This is a genomic window from Oceanobacter sp. 5_MG-2023, from assembly GCF_030548165.1.
GTDB lineage: Bacteria > Pseudomonadota > Gammaproteobacteria > Pseudomonadales > Oceanobacteraceae > Oceanobacter.
Window position 1 is genome coordinate 61,936 of record NZ_JAUORS010000015.1, and the last position, 15,598, is coordinate 77,533.

Consider the following 15,598-nt stretch of genomic DNA (forward strand, 5'->3'; position numbering starts at 1 on the left):
GACAATTCAAATCTGTTTGGCAAAACCGCCGGAGACATCCAGGGTTGAGCCGGTGGTGTACGAGGCCAAGGGCGAGGCCAGAAAAACCAGCGCCCGGGCCGGTTCTTCCGGACGACCCAGTCGACCCATCGGAATGCCTCGCTTGTTGGCAATTGCCCCGGTCCACTGTTCCCAGCTGGCATCGGTATCGGATCGATCCAGATAGCGGCGACGCCATTGGCCAGACTCCACCATACCGAGCAGAATTGAATTTACCCTTACGCCCTTTGGCGCATACTCGTGGGCCAGTGAGTGGGTAAAATTCAGCAACGCTGCTCGCGCTGCGGAAGTCGCCATCATGTGTGGCTCCGGTTGTTTCGCCAGCAAGGAGTTCACATTGGTGACAGAACCCATTCCCGATGCCAGCAACTGATTCATAAAAGCCCGTACCGGACGGATCACGCCAAACAGTTTTAATCCGGTTTCGGCCATCCAGTCATCGTCGCTGGTGTTATCAAAGCCGGAAACCCGCCCTTGCCCGGCGTTATTGATCAGGCAGTCGGTGTTGCCCAGCTGCGTCTTGACCGCTTCGGCAAACGTGGCAACGTCGTCGGCGTTCAGAACATCGCAAACCCGGGTCATAAACTGGCCATCAGGGAAGGCGGTACGCATCGCGTCTTCCGAGGCCAGCAGACGCTCTTCGTTACGGCCACACCAGGCAACTTTGGCTTGTTCCTGCAGCAGCAGCCGGACGGTTTCCAGGCCAATACCAGAGGAGCCGCCGGTGACAACCACAACACGATCTTTCAGCATAAAACTCATAACGAGGTACCTGTCCGGGAGGTCGCCGAAGACATCCAGTCCTTCAGCGCCTGATTCACTGCCGCCGCGGCTTCGACATAACAGGCGTGGCCTGCGGCGGCGATTTCAACAAATTCGGTAGTATCCAGGTCGCTGGCCAATTGCCGGGCGGCCTGCGGTGGAGTGATGGTATCGGCAGCGCCACAGATGACCCGGCGAGACTCAACATCGACGGGCAAGTACGACCAGATATCATCGTTGGCCAACAGCCAGGAAGCGGCCTGAAAGCCGGACAAACGCAGCTGGCGCATGCCATCGGCAACCAGGCTCACCTGTGCGGCGCTGGCATTAACAGAAACCAGTGCGGCGGCACGTTGTGCAGCCAATCCGGCAGGCCCCAATTGTGCCAGCATGGTTGGGCGTTGACGGTACACCCGTTCCCGGGTTTCAGCATCGGCTTGACCATACCCCTGGGCCGGACTGGCCAGCATCAAACCGGCCAGACGCTGCGGATAACGGGCAGCAAAGGCGGCGGCAACCATGGCACCCAGCGAGTGGCCAACCAGCCAGCAACGTTGAATACCCAGCGCATCCAGCCAATGAGCCAGCCGTTCGGCATAGTCTTTAGCGTTGGCGTTGGCCCCGGTTACGCTCAGGTCATCACTGTCGCCATATCCGGGGGCATCCCAGGCCAGCACCCGGCAGTCAGTTTCCAGTGCGGCCAATTGTTGCACCCAAGAGCCGGAACCCGAGCTGATACCATGCAGTAACACCAGCACCTCACCATTACCACCACTCTCCGGGCCAGACTCGCGCCAGGACTGGTTAACGTCGCCCAGCCGGATGCTCTGACGGGGAAAGTCGTCGAGTTGTTGAATCAATGTGGTAGTACATGTGGCTGTGTTCATGGCTATGCTCTGGCTCCCGACAATTGAGCTTATTTTTTATCGCGTTTGATCTGTGACAGCGGGTGATCGGCCGGATAGGTCGGGATCACCGGCTTCGGCGTTCCCAGCATCACACACATCAGCGCGTCTTCCTGGGTGAAGTTGTACAGACCCCGGTAGATGCCTGGTGGAATCGACACCAGATCACGTTCGTTCAAGACGGTCTCACAGGTCTCGCCGTTCAGTTCCATCGTCAAACGGATCGAACCACGCAACATAAAGAACACTTCTTCAACATCGTCGTGCAAGTGCAGCGGGCCTTCACACTGCGCCGGTAACAACATGGTGGAGAAGGTGAAATGTTCCGATGGCACGGTGTTGGTATCGCTGGTTACACCGGCAGCACCGGTGCCCATGTAGCGCATTTGGGCACGGCGGTATTTGGGGTCGTAATCTGCCTGGAATTTCAGTGCATTAAAATCGTAGGTACGATTTTCCTTGCGGGCAATCCGGCCAGCCATGAAGTCTTCAAGGCTTGTTTCTGCTGGCTTGTTCCAGCTTTCGAATGTCTCAGACATGCTGTTTTCCTCAGGTTAGTTCACCATATGTGGCGGGCGATAAAGCGGCCCGACTGGTCTGCTGCCGTACCCTCGGCGGCTTGCGTTACGGGGATCATGATCCATAACGCGGTCGTACTTATTATGCGACATTTGTTTTATATTTAAAACATCAGTCTTTATATGAAACATGCTAGGCAGATTTCCGCCCTCGGTCAAGGTGAAAATCTGACCAGTCGTGACTGTTTCGTCGTCTTTGTCGCTACCGCCGTACGGCAGCGATCAACCGATCAGATATCCAGCACCAACTTGCTTGATTTACAACCCGACACACAGATCATCATGGTGTTGTTGGCGGCCCGTTCGGCTTTGGTCAACACGCCATCGCGGTGATCAATCTCGCCTTCCAGCACTGCCACTTCACAAGCACCACAAACGCCTTCACGACAGGAGCAATCAAGGTCAAGCCCTTCGCCTTCCAGCCGTTCCAGCAAGCTGTCGCCCGGGTTGATCTGGATAATCTGGCCGGACCTGGCCAATTCCACTACATAGCTGCTGCGGGCATCGTCCGACGCCGCAATCTCGACGGCGGCAAAACGTTCGATATGCACATTGGCATGGTTCAACTGGGCACAAGCGGCTTCAAACGCATCCAGCATCGGCGTCGGGCCACAACAGTAGAAGTGGGTGGAGGCCGCCTGACCTTGCAACAGCTGTTCAAGATTGGGCGGTGTACCGGCTTCGTCGTCAAAGCGGAAGCGGACAGTCCCGCCCAGCTCTGCCGTCAGTGCCTCGATTTCAGCAATAAAAGCAGCCTCTGAGCGAGTGCGGGCGCAATAGATCAGTTCCGCCGATTGCCCTTGTTGCAGCAACTCACGGAACATACACAGCACCGGGGTGATCCCAATGCCACCCGCGACCAGCACGCTGTGGCCATTATGCGGCTGCAGCGGGAAGTTGTTCCGCGGAGCGCTGATGGCCAGCCGGGTGCCCACCCGCAACTGGCGATGCACCCACTCTGAGCCACCGCGACTCTTTTTGTCTCGCAGGATGCCCACCACATAGCGGTTTGGCTCCGCCGGTGAGTTATACAGTGAGTAGCTGCGCACCATGCCGTTGGGCAAGTTCAGATCAATATGCGAACCGGCCGTAAACGCCGGAAAATCGGCAGCCCCGGGCTCGGGACGCAGTTCGATACTGATGATGCCTTCCGCTTCGTAGCGTATCTGGGACACCAATGCGGTGAGAGTTTCATTGCTCATAGTCCGGCTCCGTTAATCAGCCTGTTTGATCGTGTTGCCAAGGTCGGCATCCAGATGAATACCGGCTTCGATTTCGACGCACAACTCCGGAAATACCAACCCGGACACTTCCACCAGGGTGGAGGTCGGGTATACCGATTGCCCCACAAAAAAATCCTTGCGGGCGCGGCTGATGGCGTCTTTATCGCGAATATCCGTCACGTACACCGTCAGCCGGTAGATGTTGCCGATATGACCACCGGCCGCTTCCGCCAGAGCCTGGATCTTGCCCAAAACCACCAGGGTTTGCTGGTACGCATCCAGTGGCTCACCCGCCGCCGCGGCTTGACGAGTCGCCGGGTGGCCGGTCATGCCGGATGTCACCAGCTCCCGCCCCAGTAACAGGGCATTGGACCAGCTGGCGGTAGCCAGCTCCGGGACGCTGTCTGCCCGAACATGGGCGACCAGGTTGTTCATATCCGTCATCTCAATTCCGCCTACTTGCTGGCTTCCAGTTCTTGCTTGGCCAGGTTTTTCATATAACGACGCAAACGCACCAGTCCAAGATCGTGCTGGTACAGCATTTCACGCTGGTTGGCGTCCGGCTCCATGGCTTCAAGGGCAACCCGGTCTTGCTCCAGCACGTGCCAGTGACGGGCTTCCAGACGGTTCTTGTACAAGAAGCGCCAGGTATCTTCCTGCCAGCCGGTCAGCGGGCGACAACGCCAGTGGAACACGCCTGCCAGCTGTGGATTCAGGGGAACGTACATACCGATAATATGGAAGTTGCCACCAGGCCCACCGGTCTTGGGATAGGGAATTTCCAGCCGTTGCCACATCAGGTTGGTATCGGCAAATTCACTCCAGTCGAAGTTGACGCCACGCTGGCCTTCTTTCTCGAAGATAAAACCGTGGTCAGTATCGGTGGTTACAAATTTGGCCTGGGTTTCGCCTTCCGACATGGAATGCGACATTTTGTGCAGGAAAGCCCCGTGCATCGGATCAGCCACGTTATCCAGTACATAACGGTAATCGGCTTTCCATTCGCAGTAGCACAGGAAGCTGGAGTATTCGTCCGAGGTCAGCTGCTCTGGCAGGATCAGCTCTGGTGGCGTTTCCAGCTGTGGATCGACGGCGTTATAAAGAAAGATCGCACCGGCAACTTCCTGGGTGTGAAAACGACGGGTCGGTCTGCTACCTTCCAGTTTGCAGCCCGGGCTGCCCGGTACCTTGCGGACTTTACCACTGCAGTCCACTTCGACGCCGTGATACGGGCACTGCAACCGGTCGCCAAGGTTGGCTCCCAGAGACAAGGGTGCACCCCGGTGTGGGCAGTGGTCTTCGACCGCATGCGCGGTATTGTCGGTATCGCGCCACAACGCAATCTTGTAGCCCAGAATCCGCAACGAGACCGGTTTGTCAGCCGTCAGCTGGTCGGATGGCAGCACCGGATACCAACGATCCTTGATGCCTTGCTGAAGAATTTTTTCGACCGGATCGGCGCTGGTTTGAATGATGTTCATACTTGATTCTCTCTCTGCTATGCCGCGTTACTCGCCCAGCTTGCTCATCAGGGTTTTATAAGACTCTTCGGTCCACAGACCAGTGGCTGTCGGGCACGGTGGGCCAACCACATTGAGGAAATTCACCAGGCCATCCAGGTCGTGAATTTGTTCTCCGAATGCACGCTCAATCGAATCGGCCAGCAGGTCTTCAAAGGGTGTGTTATCACGGGTGCGAGCCTGATGGGGCTCCAGATACGGTGCTTTCATTTATTGTCCTCCATTCTGTACACGTTCGCGGATCATGGCGCGTACCGGTACAAAGTCATACGTCGGGTAACATTCGGTGCGGAATACGCCCCAGGCGGAGCGCTCCAGTTCTACGTTGATTTTGGGCAGTAAGGCCGGTGGCAATCGCAAGGTCACAATTTGCCCCAGGCCCATGGCCACGGTCCAGGAAACAACCTCTACCCCGGCCACTGGAAAACGTTCCCACCAGTCCATTTTTTTCATATGGCTCTGGATGTCTTCCAGGTTTTTTGACTGATCATGCTTCAGCAATACCGTCAGCAACATGGTGTCCTGTGCTGGCTGGGTATCCTGTGTCAGCTCCTGAGATTCACTATTCATGCTGTCACTTCTTCTGCAGTGCCTTGCAGGGGTACCGTCCAGGCGTCATAACCATAAACCCAGTCGGCACTGCCCGCGTTCTTGAGCCATTGGTTGGAGCGCGAACCAATCTGGATCTGGCGCGCACGATCCTGACGCACCGCCTGATACAGGTGTAAAGCCGCTGCTGCTTCGTCGCCGTTGCTGGCGTGCTCCAGCGCCCGCGCCAATACGATGGCGTCTTCAATCGCCTGACCGGCACCCTGGGCCATAAACGGCATCATCGGATGACAGGCATCGCCCAGCAGGGCAATCCGGCCTTTGCTCCAGTATTGCAGAGGGTCCCGTTCGTACAGGGCGGTTTTCAGCACGTCATCACAACGATCCAGCAAGGCCCGGGCCTGTGGATGAAAATGAGTGTAGTGGCTGCGTAATTCGTCACAGTCACCTGCGCCAGTCCAGCTTTCTTCCGTCCAGCTGTCTTGTGCGGTGGTGGCGAAGATAAAGATGTCCTTGCCCTGATTCAGCGGGAAAGTGACGATCTGGCTTTCCGGAGTTTCACCCCACCATTTGGTGAACGCCTGGATATCGGGCAGGTCTTGCAGCTGTTCTGCCGGCACGACCGCACGATAGGCAACCACACCGGTAAAGCGCGGCTGTTCGGCTCCAAACAAATAAGCACGAACCGCGGAGTGAATACCGTCGGCACCAATCACCACATCCAGTTCATCGCAGCGGCCGCTGGTGGTGGTTACACGCACACCGGCACCAGGCAGTTCAGTGATTTGATCGATACGGGCGTTGAAGACGACATTCTGGATATCAAAGGCATCCGCCAGCGCCACCAACAGGTCGGCCCGGTGAATGGTCAGCTGTGGTGCGCCGTATTTGAGTTCGGCTTCATTCGACATCGCCAGTCGTGAGGTCTCTTTACCGCTGTCCCACATCCGGCTGATACGGTGGGTCGGACGTGCGGCAGTTTTGCGAATCGCGTCGTTCAGACCCAGGCCATCCAGTGCCTTGACGGCATTCGGGGTCAGGTTGATGTCGGCTCCGATACGGGCGTACGCCTTCGACTGTTCATAAACAGTGACACGATGCCCCATTCTCTGCAGGGCAATGGCAGCGGTCAATCCACCAATACCACCACCCACAACACCAATCGATAGCTTTTCCATAACCAGCTCCTTACGATTTTTCGCGGGCAGTGATAAAAGTTTTGCTGGCGGCTTGCGGGCCATTGGCCTGACGCCGGGTATTGCCGTCGATGCCGCCGGAAATCGCCCATTCGGCGAACACGGTCGGGCCAGGCTCAAACTCGCGAGGCTGCCATTCAGCGGTCAGCAAGTCTTCGTCAGCGTAGTACTCCACCAGCGCACCGGCCGGATTGCGGAAGTACCAGAAAAAGGCCGATGAAATCGGGTGACGGCCGGGGCCCAGTTCGGTATCCCACCCTAACCGTGACACATTCATGCCGCCGCCAAAGACTTCGTGCAGATCCCGTACCGTAAAGGCGACGTGGTTGAGTCCGGCGCGTGGTTCGGGCGGCTGCAGCAAAAAGATATTGTGGTGACTGCCTTCTTCCGAGCAGCGCATAAAAGCGCCTTTGTTGGGGTAACGGTCGGAAATCACAAAGCCGAAGGTATCCCGGTAAAACGCTTCGCAGGCGTTGACGTCCTTGACAAAAAACACCACGTGACCGACTTCGATCGGTGTTGCCTTGTCGTACACCGGGCTTGGTGTATTGATACGGCCGCGCTCACCCCAGGTGTTATGGCCGACACATTCCAGCGTTACCGCCCGTTTGCGGCTTTTTTGCAGTCGTACGCCCATGCCGTTCGGATCGAGACAGCCAACCCGCTCGGTGGTGGAGAAGAAACCGGGCTTGGTGACCATGCGTCCGGCGTACAGATCCATATCGTCGTCCGACTCTACCCCCCAGACCACTTCACGCAGGGTCGGGCCTTCTTCAAACGCCGGAGGCAAGGATGGATCATCCTTGTGCTTGATTACGACCCGACAGCCGTTCAAGGTTTCGAACACCTGTTCGGTATCCGATTGACTCAGCAACGTCAGCCCCCAATCGCTGAAAAACTGCTGACACAAGGCCAGGTCTTCAACACCGAAGGTGATTTCATCAATTCCTAATACACTCATTCGTCTGTTCCTGCTCAGAGCTTGCTTTAATCAGGTTTGCACCCGATTCATGGCATCACAAAACCGCCGTTCACCGGCAGGGTCTGGCCGGTGATAAAACGGGCCATATCCGACAAGGCAAAAATCACTGCGCCACACACGTCTTCCGGCACTTGAGTCCGTTTTAATGGACGTTGCTGGCAATACAGGTCCTTGCGGTCTTGCGGTACATATTCGGTGGCTTCCACAGCGACCAGTCCCGGTGCGATAGCGTTGACGGTGATATTGTCGTCACCCAGTTCGGTCGCCAGCGTGCGGGTCATGGCCATCACAGCCCCTTTGCTGGCGGTATAGGCCAACAACCTGGGCGCACCCCAGATCGCGGTATCCGACGCCAGGTTCACAATCGCGCCCCGGCCACTGGCCCGCAGCGCCGGCAAACAGGCGTTGGTGACCAGCCAGCAGCCCCGGACATTGACTTCCATCACCCGGTTCCAGGTATCCATATCCAGCTCTTCGGTGGTTTTGCCACCGGAGTTGGTGATGGCGGCGTTATTGACCAGACCATCCAGACCACCCAAAATCTCTATCGCCTGTGAGACAGCGCTGGCGACAGCGTACGGATCACGGACATCGATGCTGACGCCGGTGGCGTTCAGACCGGATGCCCGAAGATCAGCAGCAGAAGCCATGACCTGCGCTTCCAGAATGTCGGCCAGCACCACCTCGGCACCGGCCAGTGCCAATTGTTTGGCGAAGGCAAAACCAAGGCCTCGTGCGGCTCCGGTGACCAGTATCTTGCGACCATCCAGCAGTTGGTTAACCGTATTCATTGCTGCATCCATCCTTACGCGGTGGCCAGATTGGCTTTCGGCATGTAATGCAGTACCCGCTTCTCTGCGAACACCACCGCGGCGTATGCCACGATGCCAATCACGGTCAGGCCCACAATGGCGACAAAGACCCCAGCGGTATTACCCTGCCCTTCGGAATCCACCAGCAAGTAGCCCAGTCCCAGGTTGCCGCCGACCAATTCACCAACGGTGACGCCAATCACCGCCAGAGTGGAGGCAATACGCAGGCCGGAGAACAGGGCTGGCATCGCGGATGGAAATTCCACCAGCCGGAAGATTTGCCAGCGACTGGCGTTCATGATGCGAATCAGATTGACCATGTCCGGGTCAACGGCACGGACCGCCGACAAGACATTGATCATGACCGGGAAGAACACGATCAGTACGGCAACCAGGATTTTCGGGTAGATGGTGTAGCCCAGCCACATCACAAACAGCGGAGCAAAGGCCACTTTCGGGGCAATCTGCAGCGCCAGAATGTACGGTGACAACATGGCTTCCGCAGTTGGCGACAAGCCCAGAGCCACACCGATTGCCAATCCGAGGAATGCCCCGATACCAAAGCCGAGCAGTACTTCTGCGGCGGTAATCAAGGTATGTTTGAGCAGTTCACTGTGTTGCCACATGATGAAAAACTCATGCCATACATTGCTTAGGCTGGGTAGCACGTATTCCGGCATACCCATGGCCGCAGGACCCCACTCCCAGCTTGCCAAAAACACCAACAGGATCGCGATGCTGCCAGCAATGGTTCGGTAATTCATGATTAGGTCTCCCGGTGTACGTTGGTATTACAGATTGTTATGTTTTTCAGGTGCCCGAAGGTGCGGCTTGACTGACTGAGATGTCACCGTGCTGCCAGGGCGTGCGTTTCTGGCGAACTCGTTGGTGAACAGGTCTTGCAGCGGTACTTCACGCTTGACGATGCCTTCGTCGAGGTAGAACCGGGCAACACCCGCCAAACGGCTTTCGTCAATCAGGCCAGGCATTAACTGGTTTTTGTAAACCCGCTCGTTAAACAGCATAAAGGCACGTTCAAGGTAGCTTTCCCGACCTTTGAATGACGGCACGGCAGCAGCAAAATCAATCGCGGCTTGCTTCGGATCGACCATGATGTCGCGCATGCCTTTCAGCGTCGCAGTCACTACGCCCTGCACCACGTCAGGATGATTCTTGATCGCATCATCCGAGGCCAGAATGGCCTGAGCCATGCTGTCGAACATATTGGCTTCGTCGACCAGGCTGGCACTGCGACCGCCATCACGAGCAGAAACCACCCAATCCGGCGCACCGGCCATGGCATCCGCCTTACCTGCTGCAAACAGCTTCCAGACACCGGCCGGGCCTGCCGCCTGAATGTCCAGATCGGTCTTGCTGAGGCCAGCTTTTTTCAGCGTCGCCAGCAAGGCGTAATAAGTCGTGTCGGAATAAGACATCACGGTCACGGTTTTGCCTTTCAAATCAGCCACGCTCTTGATACCGGCATCATCACCGGTCGCCAATACCGTCAGGCTGCCTGCACCCAATACCGCTACGGCCTTGACCGGAATACCATTGGCACGCACGATCAGTGGCGTATCACCAATAGCCCCCCCCACCATGGCGTTACCGGTACCAATCTGTTTGGCAACGTCCACACCACCACGGGCGGTGACAAAATTCACTTTCAGATTTTCACTCTCGAAGTAACCCTTGTATTGGGCCAGGGTCCAGGGGGCAAATGCCGGCAAAGTAGGTGGAGCTGGCATCAAATAGGTAATTTCCTTCAGTTCTGCCTGAGAGAAGGCAGACCAGATTATGGCCGCGCTGGCCATCGTGACTCTGGCGAGGTTTTTGCTAAACAGCTTCATCGTATGCTCCTGTGGGTACAGTCGGTCAGTGTCTTGCGGTATTCGGGTTATTGCTCAGAGAGTTATGGCTCTCAGTGCATGGCGTCTTCATCACCCACATGCAGCAGCTCCATCAAGCGACCGATCAACGGACCAGTACCCGCCAGTTTGCGCCGTTCGAGAGGATTGTTGCGGTGAGGAAGGTCAACGGTGATTTCTTCGATAATGGTGCCGGGACGGCTGCTCATCACCAGAATGCGGTCCGACAGCGCAACGGCTTCGGCCAGATCGTGGGTAATAAACAGAGCGGTTTTCTGTTCGTTATAAAGAGTGTTGGCCAGATCCTGCTGCAGCACCATTTTGGTCTGGGCATCCAGCGCCGAGAAAGGTTCATCCAGAAACAGTACATCCGGTTTCATCGCCAGAGTACGGGCCAATGCCGCCCGCTGACGCATACCGCCAGATAGCTGGAAAGGGTAATGTTTTTCAAAACCGGCCAGATGGCATTTATGCAGCATTTCCTGGGCAACAGCTTGACGCTCGGCCTTGGGAACCCGCGCGATTTCCATGCCGACTTCCACGTTTTTCTGAATGGTACGCCACGGCATCAGTAAATCTTTTTGCAGCATAAAGGCTACCCGTTTGACCGGGCCTTTGACTTCCTGCCCGGCAACCATCACGGTACCCGTGGTGGCTGAGTACAATCCGCTGCCCATGTTCAGCAGCGTGCTCTTGCCACAGCCAGATGGCCCGATCAGTGAAACGACTTCGCCTTTACGAATCGAAAAGGTCAGATCCTTGACCACTGCAGGCGCATCTTTCTGGCCTTTTTGTGCAAACGCCTTGCTGACACCGCGAAACTCAATTTCAACCCGTTTTGAATGGTTCGAGCTATCAGGACCAGCCGCCACAGTGGACTCTCCGCTTGCGGATTCATTGACGACATACACAGGGCTGGTTGAGGTCATTGGTAGTACCCTTTGTTTCAGATATGAATTATTGATTTATATATGAAATTATAATGCAGATATAATGCCAGCCCGTCAAGATCCTTGGGTAACAGTCTAAAAAATAGTACAAATTTCTTTGTTTTCAATAAGTTATATAATCAAGACGAGTGCATCCAAGTTATCCGGCCAGACTCCTGATGGGTAGCTAGGTAACCATTTCAGCTCAATGTGTCGAGACGACACACTAATTTCGCGCACTCAAGGGGTGCTCGCACCAATAGTGAGCAGGTATTTGCCATATCCACACCATGGCCTGCCCGGGGCACTCGTCGTACGGCAAACAGGCAAAAAAAAGCCCCGCATCTGCGAGGCCTGATCTGTTCTACATCCTTGATTCAGTATTCAAGCGCTCGTCGGCCCCTGGTATAACCCAGCAGGCGGGACAGCTCATCGGCGTTATTACGCACCAGCTTCACCAGCGGCTGCAGTTGGTCATCGATATGACCAGAAGGAATGGTCGCTCCCAATGCCGCAACCACTTTGCCGGTACTATCCCGTACCGGTGCCGCAATGGTGGAAATGCTGGATTCGAAAAACCCTTCACTCAGCGCGTAACCGCGCTGCATGTCTTGCTGCACCATGGCATGCAAATCGGGCACGGTGCGCGGTGTACTGTCAGAATAGCCAGGTAACTGTTCCTCTGGGTACAGCTCGTGCAATTCCGCCAGACTCAGATCTTCCAGCAGGATACGCCCCAACACCGTCGCATGAGCCGGCAGACGAGTCCCCACGTTGACCGAGCTGGCCAAAATCGTAGGTGGCGTCACTTTGGCAACATACACAATCGAGCGTTCATCCCGCACCACCAGGTTACAACTGTAGCCTATTTCCTGACTCAGGCGATTCAGTATTGGCTGACCCAGCTCCGTCAACTCCAGCGATGCCAGATATTCAAAGCCCAACCGTAACACCGCCATACCCAAACGGTATTCATTCCCGTGACGCGTCACAAAGCCCATGCTTTCCAGTGTTGCCAGCAGCCGGAAAACGGTGGTGCGTGGCAAGTCCAGCCGTTTGGCCAATTCTGGTGCCGTCAGCAAGGTATTCTGACGGTTAAATTCCAGCAGCAGCTTCAGCCCACGTTCAAGGCCCGGTACCACATACCGCTCCAGGCCTTCTGATTTTTCACTCATGGTTTGCTCCGTATGCACTGTTCGATACCTGCCATCCTGCTGGCGGCACGACTCCGGGTCTGGAAATTCTCACAGCGAGACAAAGCTTGTCAAACCGATATATGCCGCAGCGGTGGTAATCCTGCGGAAAACAGGACGATTTATTCCATTCAATCGCCCAAAAGCCGATTTTGATGAGAAAAGCAGCAATCTCAACAATTTTACTCGTTCAGTAATTGACCTGAGGCCGTTTGACACTTAGTTTTATTTTAAATACAAAACACCGTTTCTTATATGAAACGCAAACAACCGGCACCCGAGGGAAAATCTGCATGAAACAGACTCTAACTGCTCTGACTGGCGCTTGTGTCCTGGCTCTTTCGACCCAGGCCATTGCAGACACCAAACCACCCCATGTCTACGGCACCATGAGTGCACGCGTCGTTGATTTCAGTGATACCAACTTCATTGGTCAGGATGTCGACGCCACACCGACCCTGTACGAAGGCATCGTCGGCCTCAAGGGCATGCACTTCCTGAGCAACGGCATGAAGCTGGCCTATCAGTTTGAGGCTGATTTTGCTCCGATTGCAGAAGCCGACGGTACCGAGAGTAAATACTACGGCTCCACATCAACCGAAGACCCTATTTTCATTCGCTACGCCGGTGCAGCCCTGATCACAAAATACGGTCTGTTTGCCTTCGGTGACGCCATGTCCGGGGTTTACTCTGAGTTCTACTCCGCGGTTGACGTGTTCGAAGTCAACACCCAGGACAGCACCCCGACCGGCGCACCGAATGGCTCACGGATGTGGACGCAAACCAAATGGTCCAAAGATGGCCTGGTTTACAAAACACCGGTCTGGAACCATATGTTTGCCAAAATGGTGTACGCCTCGACAACCAACGAATCCGGCGAAGCCGATGACCTGAAAATCATCCACGGTGTTTACCGTGATGACCGCTTTATGTTTGGTGTCAACCTGTCGGTCTATGACAAGTCATTGACTGGTATTTCCAACGGCGTCGATGACCGTAAACGTCTGGTCGTCGCTTCTCACTACAACTGGGACAACTTTGGTCTGGCCGGTGTGTACGAGAAAAACACCGCCATGGGCACTGCCGGTGCCGACTTTAACGTCAAGGCCATTACCGGCAAGTACACCGATGGGGCATTCTCTGCGGCCGTATCCTGGCAGAACCGTGAAGAGCCAAGTGCCGGTGTGCTGACCGCTGATACCGCCAAACTGGCCAAGGTCAGCTATCAGGTTGATCCGATGCTGGAAGTCTGGATGGAAGCTGGTAAATACAGCGATTCCGACAATGACAATATCGGCGTAGGTACCAAGGTAAAATTCTGATTGGCAGCCCGCAAGCCAAACAGATATGAAACGCAGGGATGCGCTTCATAGGTCATCAATACGGTTCCCCCGTTCACTGATGGTCGATGCAGCAGGATAAATCCGCTTGCTGCAGGGCTGGTTATTCTTCGTTACCAGACCTTCATCTTTTGCGTGTAATTGCTAGTCTGTGATACACGCCTTTTTTTACCGACAGCCAAGAAAATGGCGAATCGCACGAATCTGATCCCGCGCCATCAAGGCCGGTGCATGACCAATACCGGGAAACTCCACCAGCGTGACATGCGCTTGCGCGGCCATGGTTTGCGCCGTTTCGCGGAGCAGCAGATCAGAATCCCCACCACGAATCAGCAAGGTCTCGAGCTGCACCAATTGCCAGATAGCCGACAGGTCAACGTCTTCCGGTGTGACCCCCACAAACGCCTGGGCAATGGCAGGGTCGTATCGCAGCCGGTAACGGCCGTTGGATAATTCAACACTGTAACGGGCCAGATGTTGCCATTGTGCATCGGTCAGCGGCCCAAACGTGGCCGCCACCTCGCGCAGATAGACTTCCACTGCGGCCAGATCGGCAAAGTCGGTACCCTTGCCAACATAACCCGACAAGCGCTCCAGCGAGGCCTTGGGAATAAAAAAACCGACGTCGTTGATCACCAGCTTGCGCAACGGACATACCGGTTGGGCAGCCAGCATCATGCCGATCAGTCCCCCCATGGAGGTGCCGACCCAGTCGAATTCGGTCACCTGGTACTTCAGCATCAGGTGCTGCAGGCATTGCTGCATCTGGCCAACATAAAGCGGATAGCCATACAGCGCTGGCGTGCGCAGCCGTTCGCTATCACCTCGTCCGGCAATATCCGGGCAGATAACACGATAGTGATCCGTCAATGATTGCGCCAGAATATCGAAGTCGCGAGCATTACGCGTCAGACCATGCACACACACCAACAGTGGCGCATCCGGGCGGGCTGAAGGCCAATACAGATAATGACCCTGATGCGAACCTTCGCTGGTCTGATAGGTATAGCGGCAGGATTGGGCTTGCTGACTCATACGGCTTCCTCGCCATCGCCATCAGCAAACCCGGAGTGCAAGTTACTGCGTTCCAGAGGTTGCGGGCAGCGGTTTCTTGATTAATAAAGGACTGATGTTGTTACTGACCAGAATATCCTGCGCTTTGTTCAGTTTTGAGCGATTGCTGAACGGACCAACAAATACCCGATGCCAGGTGCCATTATTGACGCTGGCTTCCACCGCGTAGGCACTCATGCCCAACAGCAATAAATTGGCCCGCATTTCGTCGGCATCCTCACCGGAACGGAACGAGCCAACCTGTAGCAGGTATTCGTAGCTGACCGTCGCGTCTTTGGGCGTCGAGACATAGGCATCCACCTGTGGCGCTTCTACCTTTTGCTGTTCCAGCAACTGGTAAAAGTCGTAGGCCGGTTCTCCGGCCTCCCTGGCTATCTGCTCCTTGACGGCCTCTGTCACACTGGCCTTGGCCCGTTCAATCCCTTGTTGCAACGCCTGACGGGCATCGTCCTGGGCTGCACCGGGTTCATCACTGGCAGGCAAGGTGCTGAGATAAATCACAAATCCGACAAAGGCAATGGCCAGTGTCGGTGTTGTAATCCATACCCAACCGGGGATGCGGCTGGAACTGTCGGACATAACTCTATCATCCTGGTAAATAGTGAGCGGCAACAATCAATTGTGTTAG

General features: G+C 55.6%; 18 protein-coding genes. 1 reads left to right on the plus strand and 17 read right to left on the minus strand.

Annotation, left to right across the window (positions count from 1 at the left end; all coding sequences use genetic code 11):
* Positions 1-6 precede the first annotated feature (6 nt).
* The 15 genes from Q4551_RS11305 to Q4551_RS11375 all read right to left on the minus strand — a co-directional run bounded on the left by Q4551_RS11305 (position 7) and on the right by Q4551_RS11375 (position 12,538).
* On the minus strand, positions 7-801 hold the full coding sequence (locus tag Q4551_RS11305; protein ID WP_303433938.1) for an SDR family oxidoreductase: 795 nt from the start codon (positions 799-801) through the stop codon (positions 7-9).
* On the minus strand, positions 798-1,688 hold the full coding sequence (locus tag Q4551_RS11310) for an alpha/beta fold hydrolase (RefSeq protein WP_303433940.1): 891 nt from the start codon (positions 1,686-1,688) through the stop codon (positions 798-800). The genes Q4551_RS11305 and Q4551_RS11310 overlap by 4 nt, the downstream gene beginning before the upstream one ends.
* Positions 1,689-1,717: 29 nt before the next feature.
* Positions 1,718-2,245, minus strand: coding sequence for a cupin domain-containing protein (locus Q4551_RS11315; protein WP_303433942.1), 528 nt, complete (start codon positions 2,243-2,245; stop codon positions 1,718-1,720).
* A 269-nt stretch (positions 2,246-2,514) separates the two neighbouring features.
* Positions 2,515-3,486, minus strand: coding sequence for a PDR/VanB family oxidoreductase (locus Q4551_RS11320; protein ID WP_303433944.1), 972 nt, complete (start codon positions 3,484-3,486; stop codon positions 2,515-2,517).
* A gap of 12 nt (positions 3,487-3,498) precedes the next feature.
* On the minus strand, positions 3,499-3,951 hold the full coding sequence (locus Q4551_RS11325; protein WP_303433946.1) for a RidA family protein: 453 nt from the start codon (positions 3,949-3,951) through the stop codon (positions 3,499-3,501).
* Between the two features lie 11 nt (positions 3,952-3,962).
* Complete coding sequence (locus Q4551_RS11330; protein ID WP_303433948.1) at positions 3,963-4,988, minus strand: aromatic ring-hydroxylating dioxygenase subunit alpha; 1,026 nt, start codon at positions 4,986-4,988, stop codon at positions 3,963-3,965.
* A 27-nt stretch (positions 4,989-5,015) separates the two neighbouring features.
* The gene (locus tag Q4551_RS11335; RefSeq protein ID WP_303433950.1) at positions 5,016-5,237 is read right to left on the minus strand and encodes a recombinase-like helix-turn-helix domain-containing protein; all 222 of its coding nucleotides are present in this window, start codon (positions 5,235-5,237) and stop codon (positions 5,016-5,018) included.
* Positions 5,238-5,597 (minus strand): hypothetical protein, encoded by a 360-nt coding sequence (locus Q4551_RS11340; protein WP_303433951.1) that lies wholly within the window; start codon positions 5,595-5,597, stop codon positions 5,238-5,240.
* Positions 5,594-6,754, minus strand: coding sequence for an FAD-dependent monooxygenase (locus Q4551_RS11345; RefSeq protein ID WP_303433952.1), 1,161 nt, complete (start codon positions 6,752-6,754; stop codon positions 5,594-5,596). The genes Q4551_RS11340 and Q4551_RS11345 overlap by 4 nt, the downstream gene beginning before the upstream one ends.
* 10 nt (positions 6,755-6,764) lie before the next feature.
* Positions 6,765-7,733, minus strand: a complete 969-nt coding sequence (locus Q4551_RS11350; protein ID WP_303433953.1) for a VOC family protein — start codon at positions 7,731-7,733, stop codon at positions 6,765-6,767.
* A 47-nt stretch (positions 7,734-7,780) separates the two neighbouring features.
* Positions 7,781-8,545 carry an SDR family oxidoreductase gene (locus Q4551_RS11355; protein ID WP_303433954.1) on the minus strand — a complete coding sequence of 255 codons (765 nt, stop codon included), beginning with the start codon at positions 8,543-8,545 and terminating at the stop codon, positions 7,781-7,783.
* Positions 8,546-8,559: 14 nt separating this feature from the next.
* On the minus strand, positions 8,560-9,330 hold the full coding sequence (locus Q4551_RS11360; RefSeq protein WP_303433955.1) for an ABC transporter permease: 771 nt from the start codon (positions 9,328-9,330) through the stop codon (positions 8,560-8,562).
* 27 nt (positions 9,331-9,357) lie between these two features.
* Complete coding sequence (locus Q4551_RS11365; protein WP_303433956.1) at positions 9,358-10,416, minus strand: ABC transporter substrate-binding protein; 1,059 nt, start codon at positions 10,414-10,416, stop codon at positions 9,358-9,360.
* Between the two features lie 71 nt (positions 10,417-10,487).
* Entirely contained in the window at positions 10,488-11,363 is an 876-nt protein-coding gene (locus Q4551_RS11370; RefSeq protein WP_303433957.1) for an ABC transporter ATP-binding protein, read from the minus strand.
* Between the two features lie 377 nt (positions 11,364-11,740).
* On the minus strand, positions 11,741-12,538 hold the full coding sequence (locus Q4551_RS11375; RefSeq protein ID WP_303433958.1) for an IclR family transcriptional regulator: 798 nt from the start codon (positions 12,536-12,538) through the stop codon (positions 11,741-11,743).
* A 311-nt stretch (positions 12,539-12,849) separates the two neighbouring features.
* Here Q4551_RS11375 and Q4551_RS11380 point away from each other — a divergent pair, with 311 nt between their 5' ends.
* Positions 12,850-13,878, plus strand: coding sequence for a hypothetical protein (locus Q4551_RS11380; protein ID WP_303433959.1), 1,029 nt, complete (start codon positions 12,850-12,852; stop codon positions 13,876-13,878).
* A 186-nt stretch (positions 13,879-14,064) separates the two neighbouring features.
* Here the strand turns inward: Q4551_RS11380 and Q4551_RS11385 are convergent, their stop codons facing one another.
* Positions 14,065-14,931: an alpha/beta fold hydrolase gene (locus Q4551_RS11385; RefSeq protein WP_303433960.1), complete on the minus strand. Its 867-nt coding sequence runs from the start codon at positions 14,929-14,931 to the stop codon at positions 14,065-14,067.
* A 42-nt stretch (positions 14,932-14,973) separates the two neighbouring features.
* Positions 14,974-15,549, minus strand: coding sequence for an SPOR domain-containing protein (locus Q4551_RS11390; protein ID WP_303433961.1), 576 nt, complete (start codon positions 15,547-15,549; stop codon positions 14,974-14,976).
* Positions 15,550-15,598: the final 49 nt, after the last annotated feature.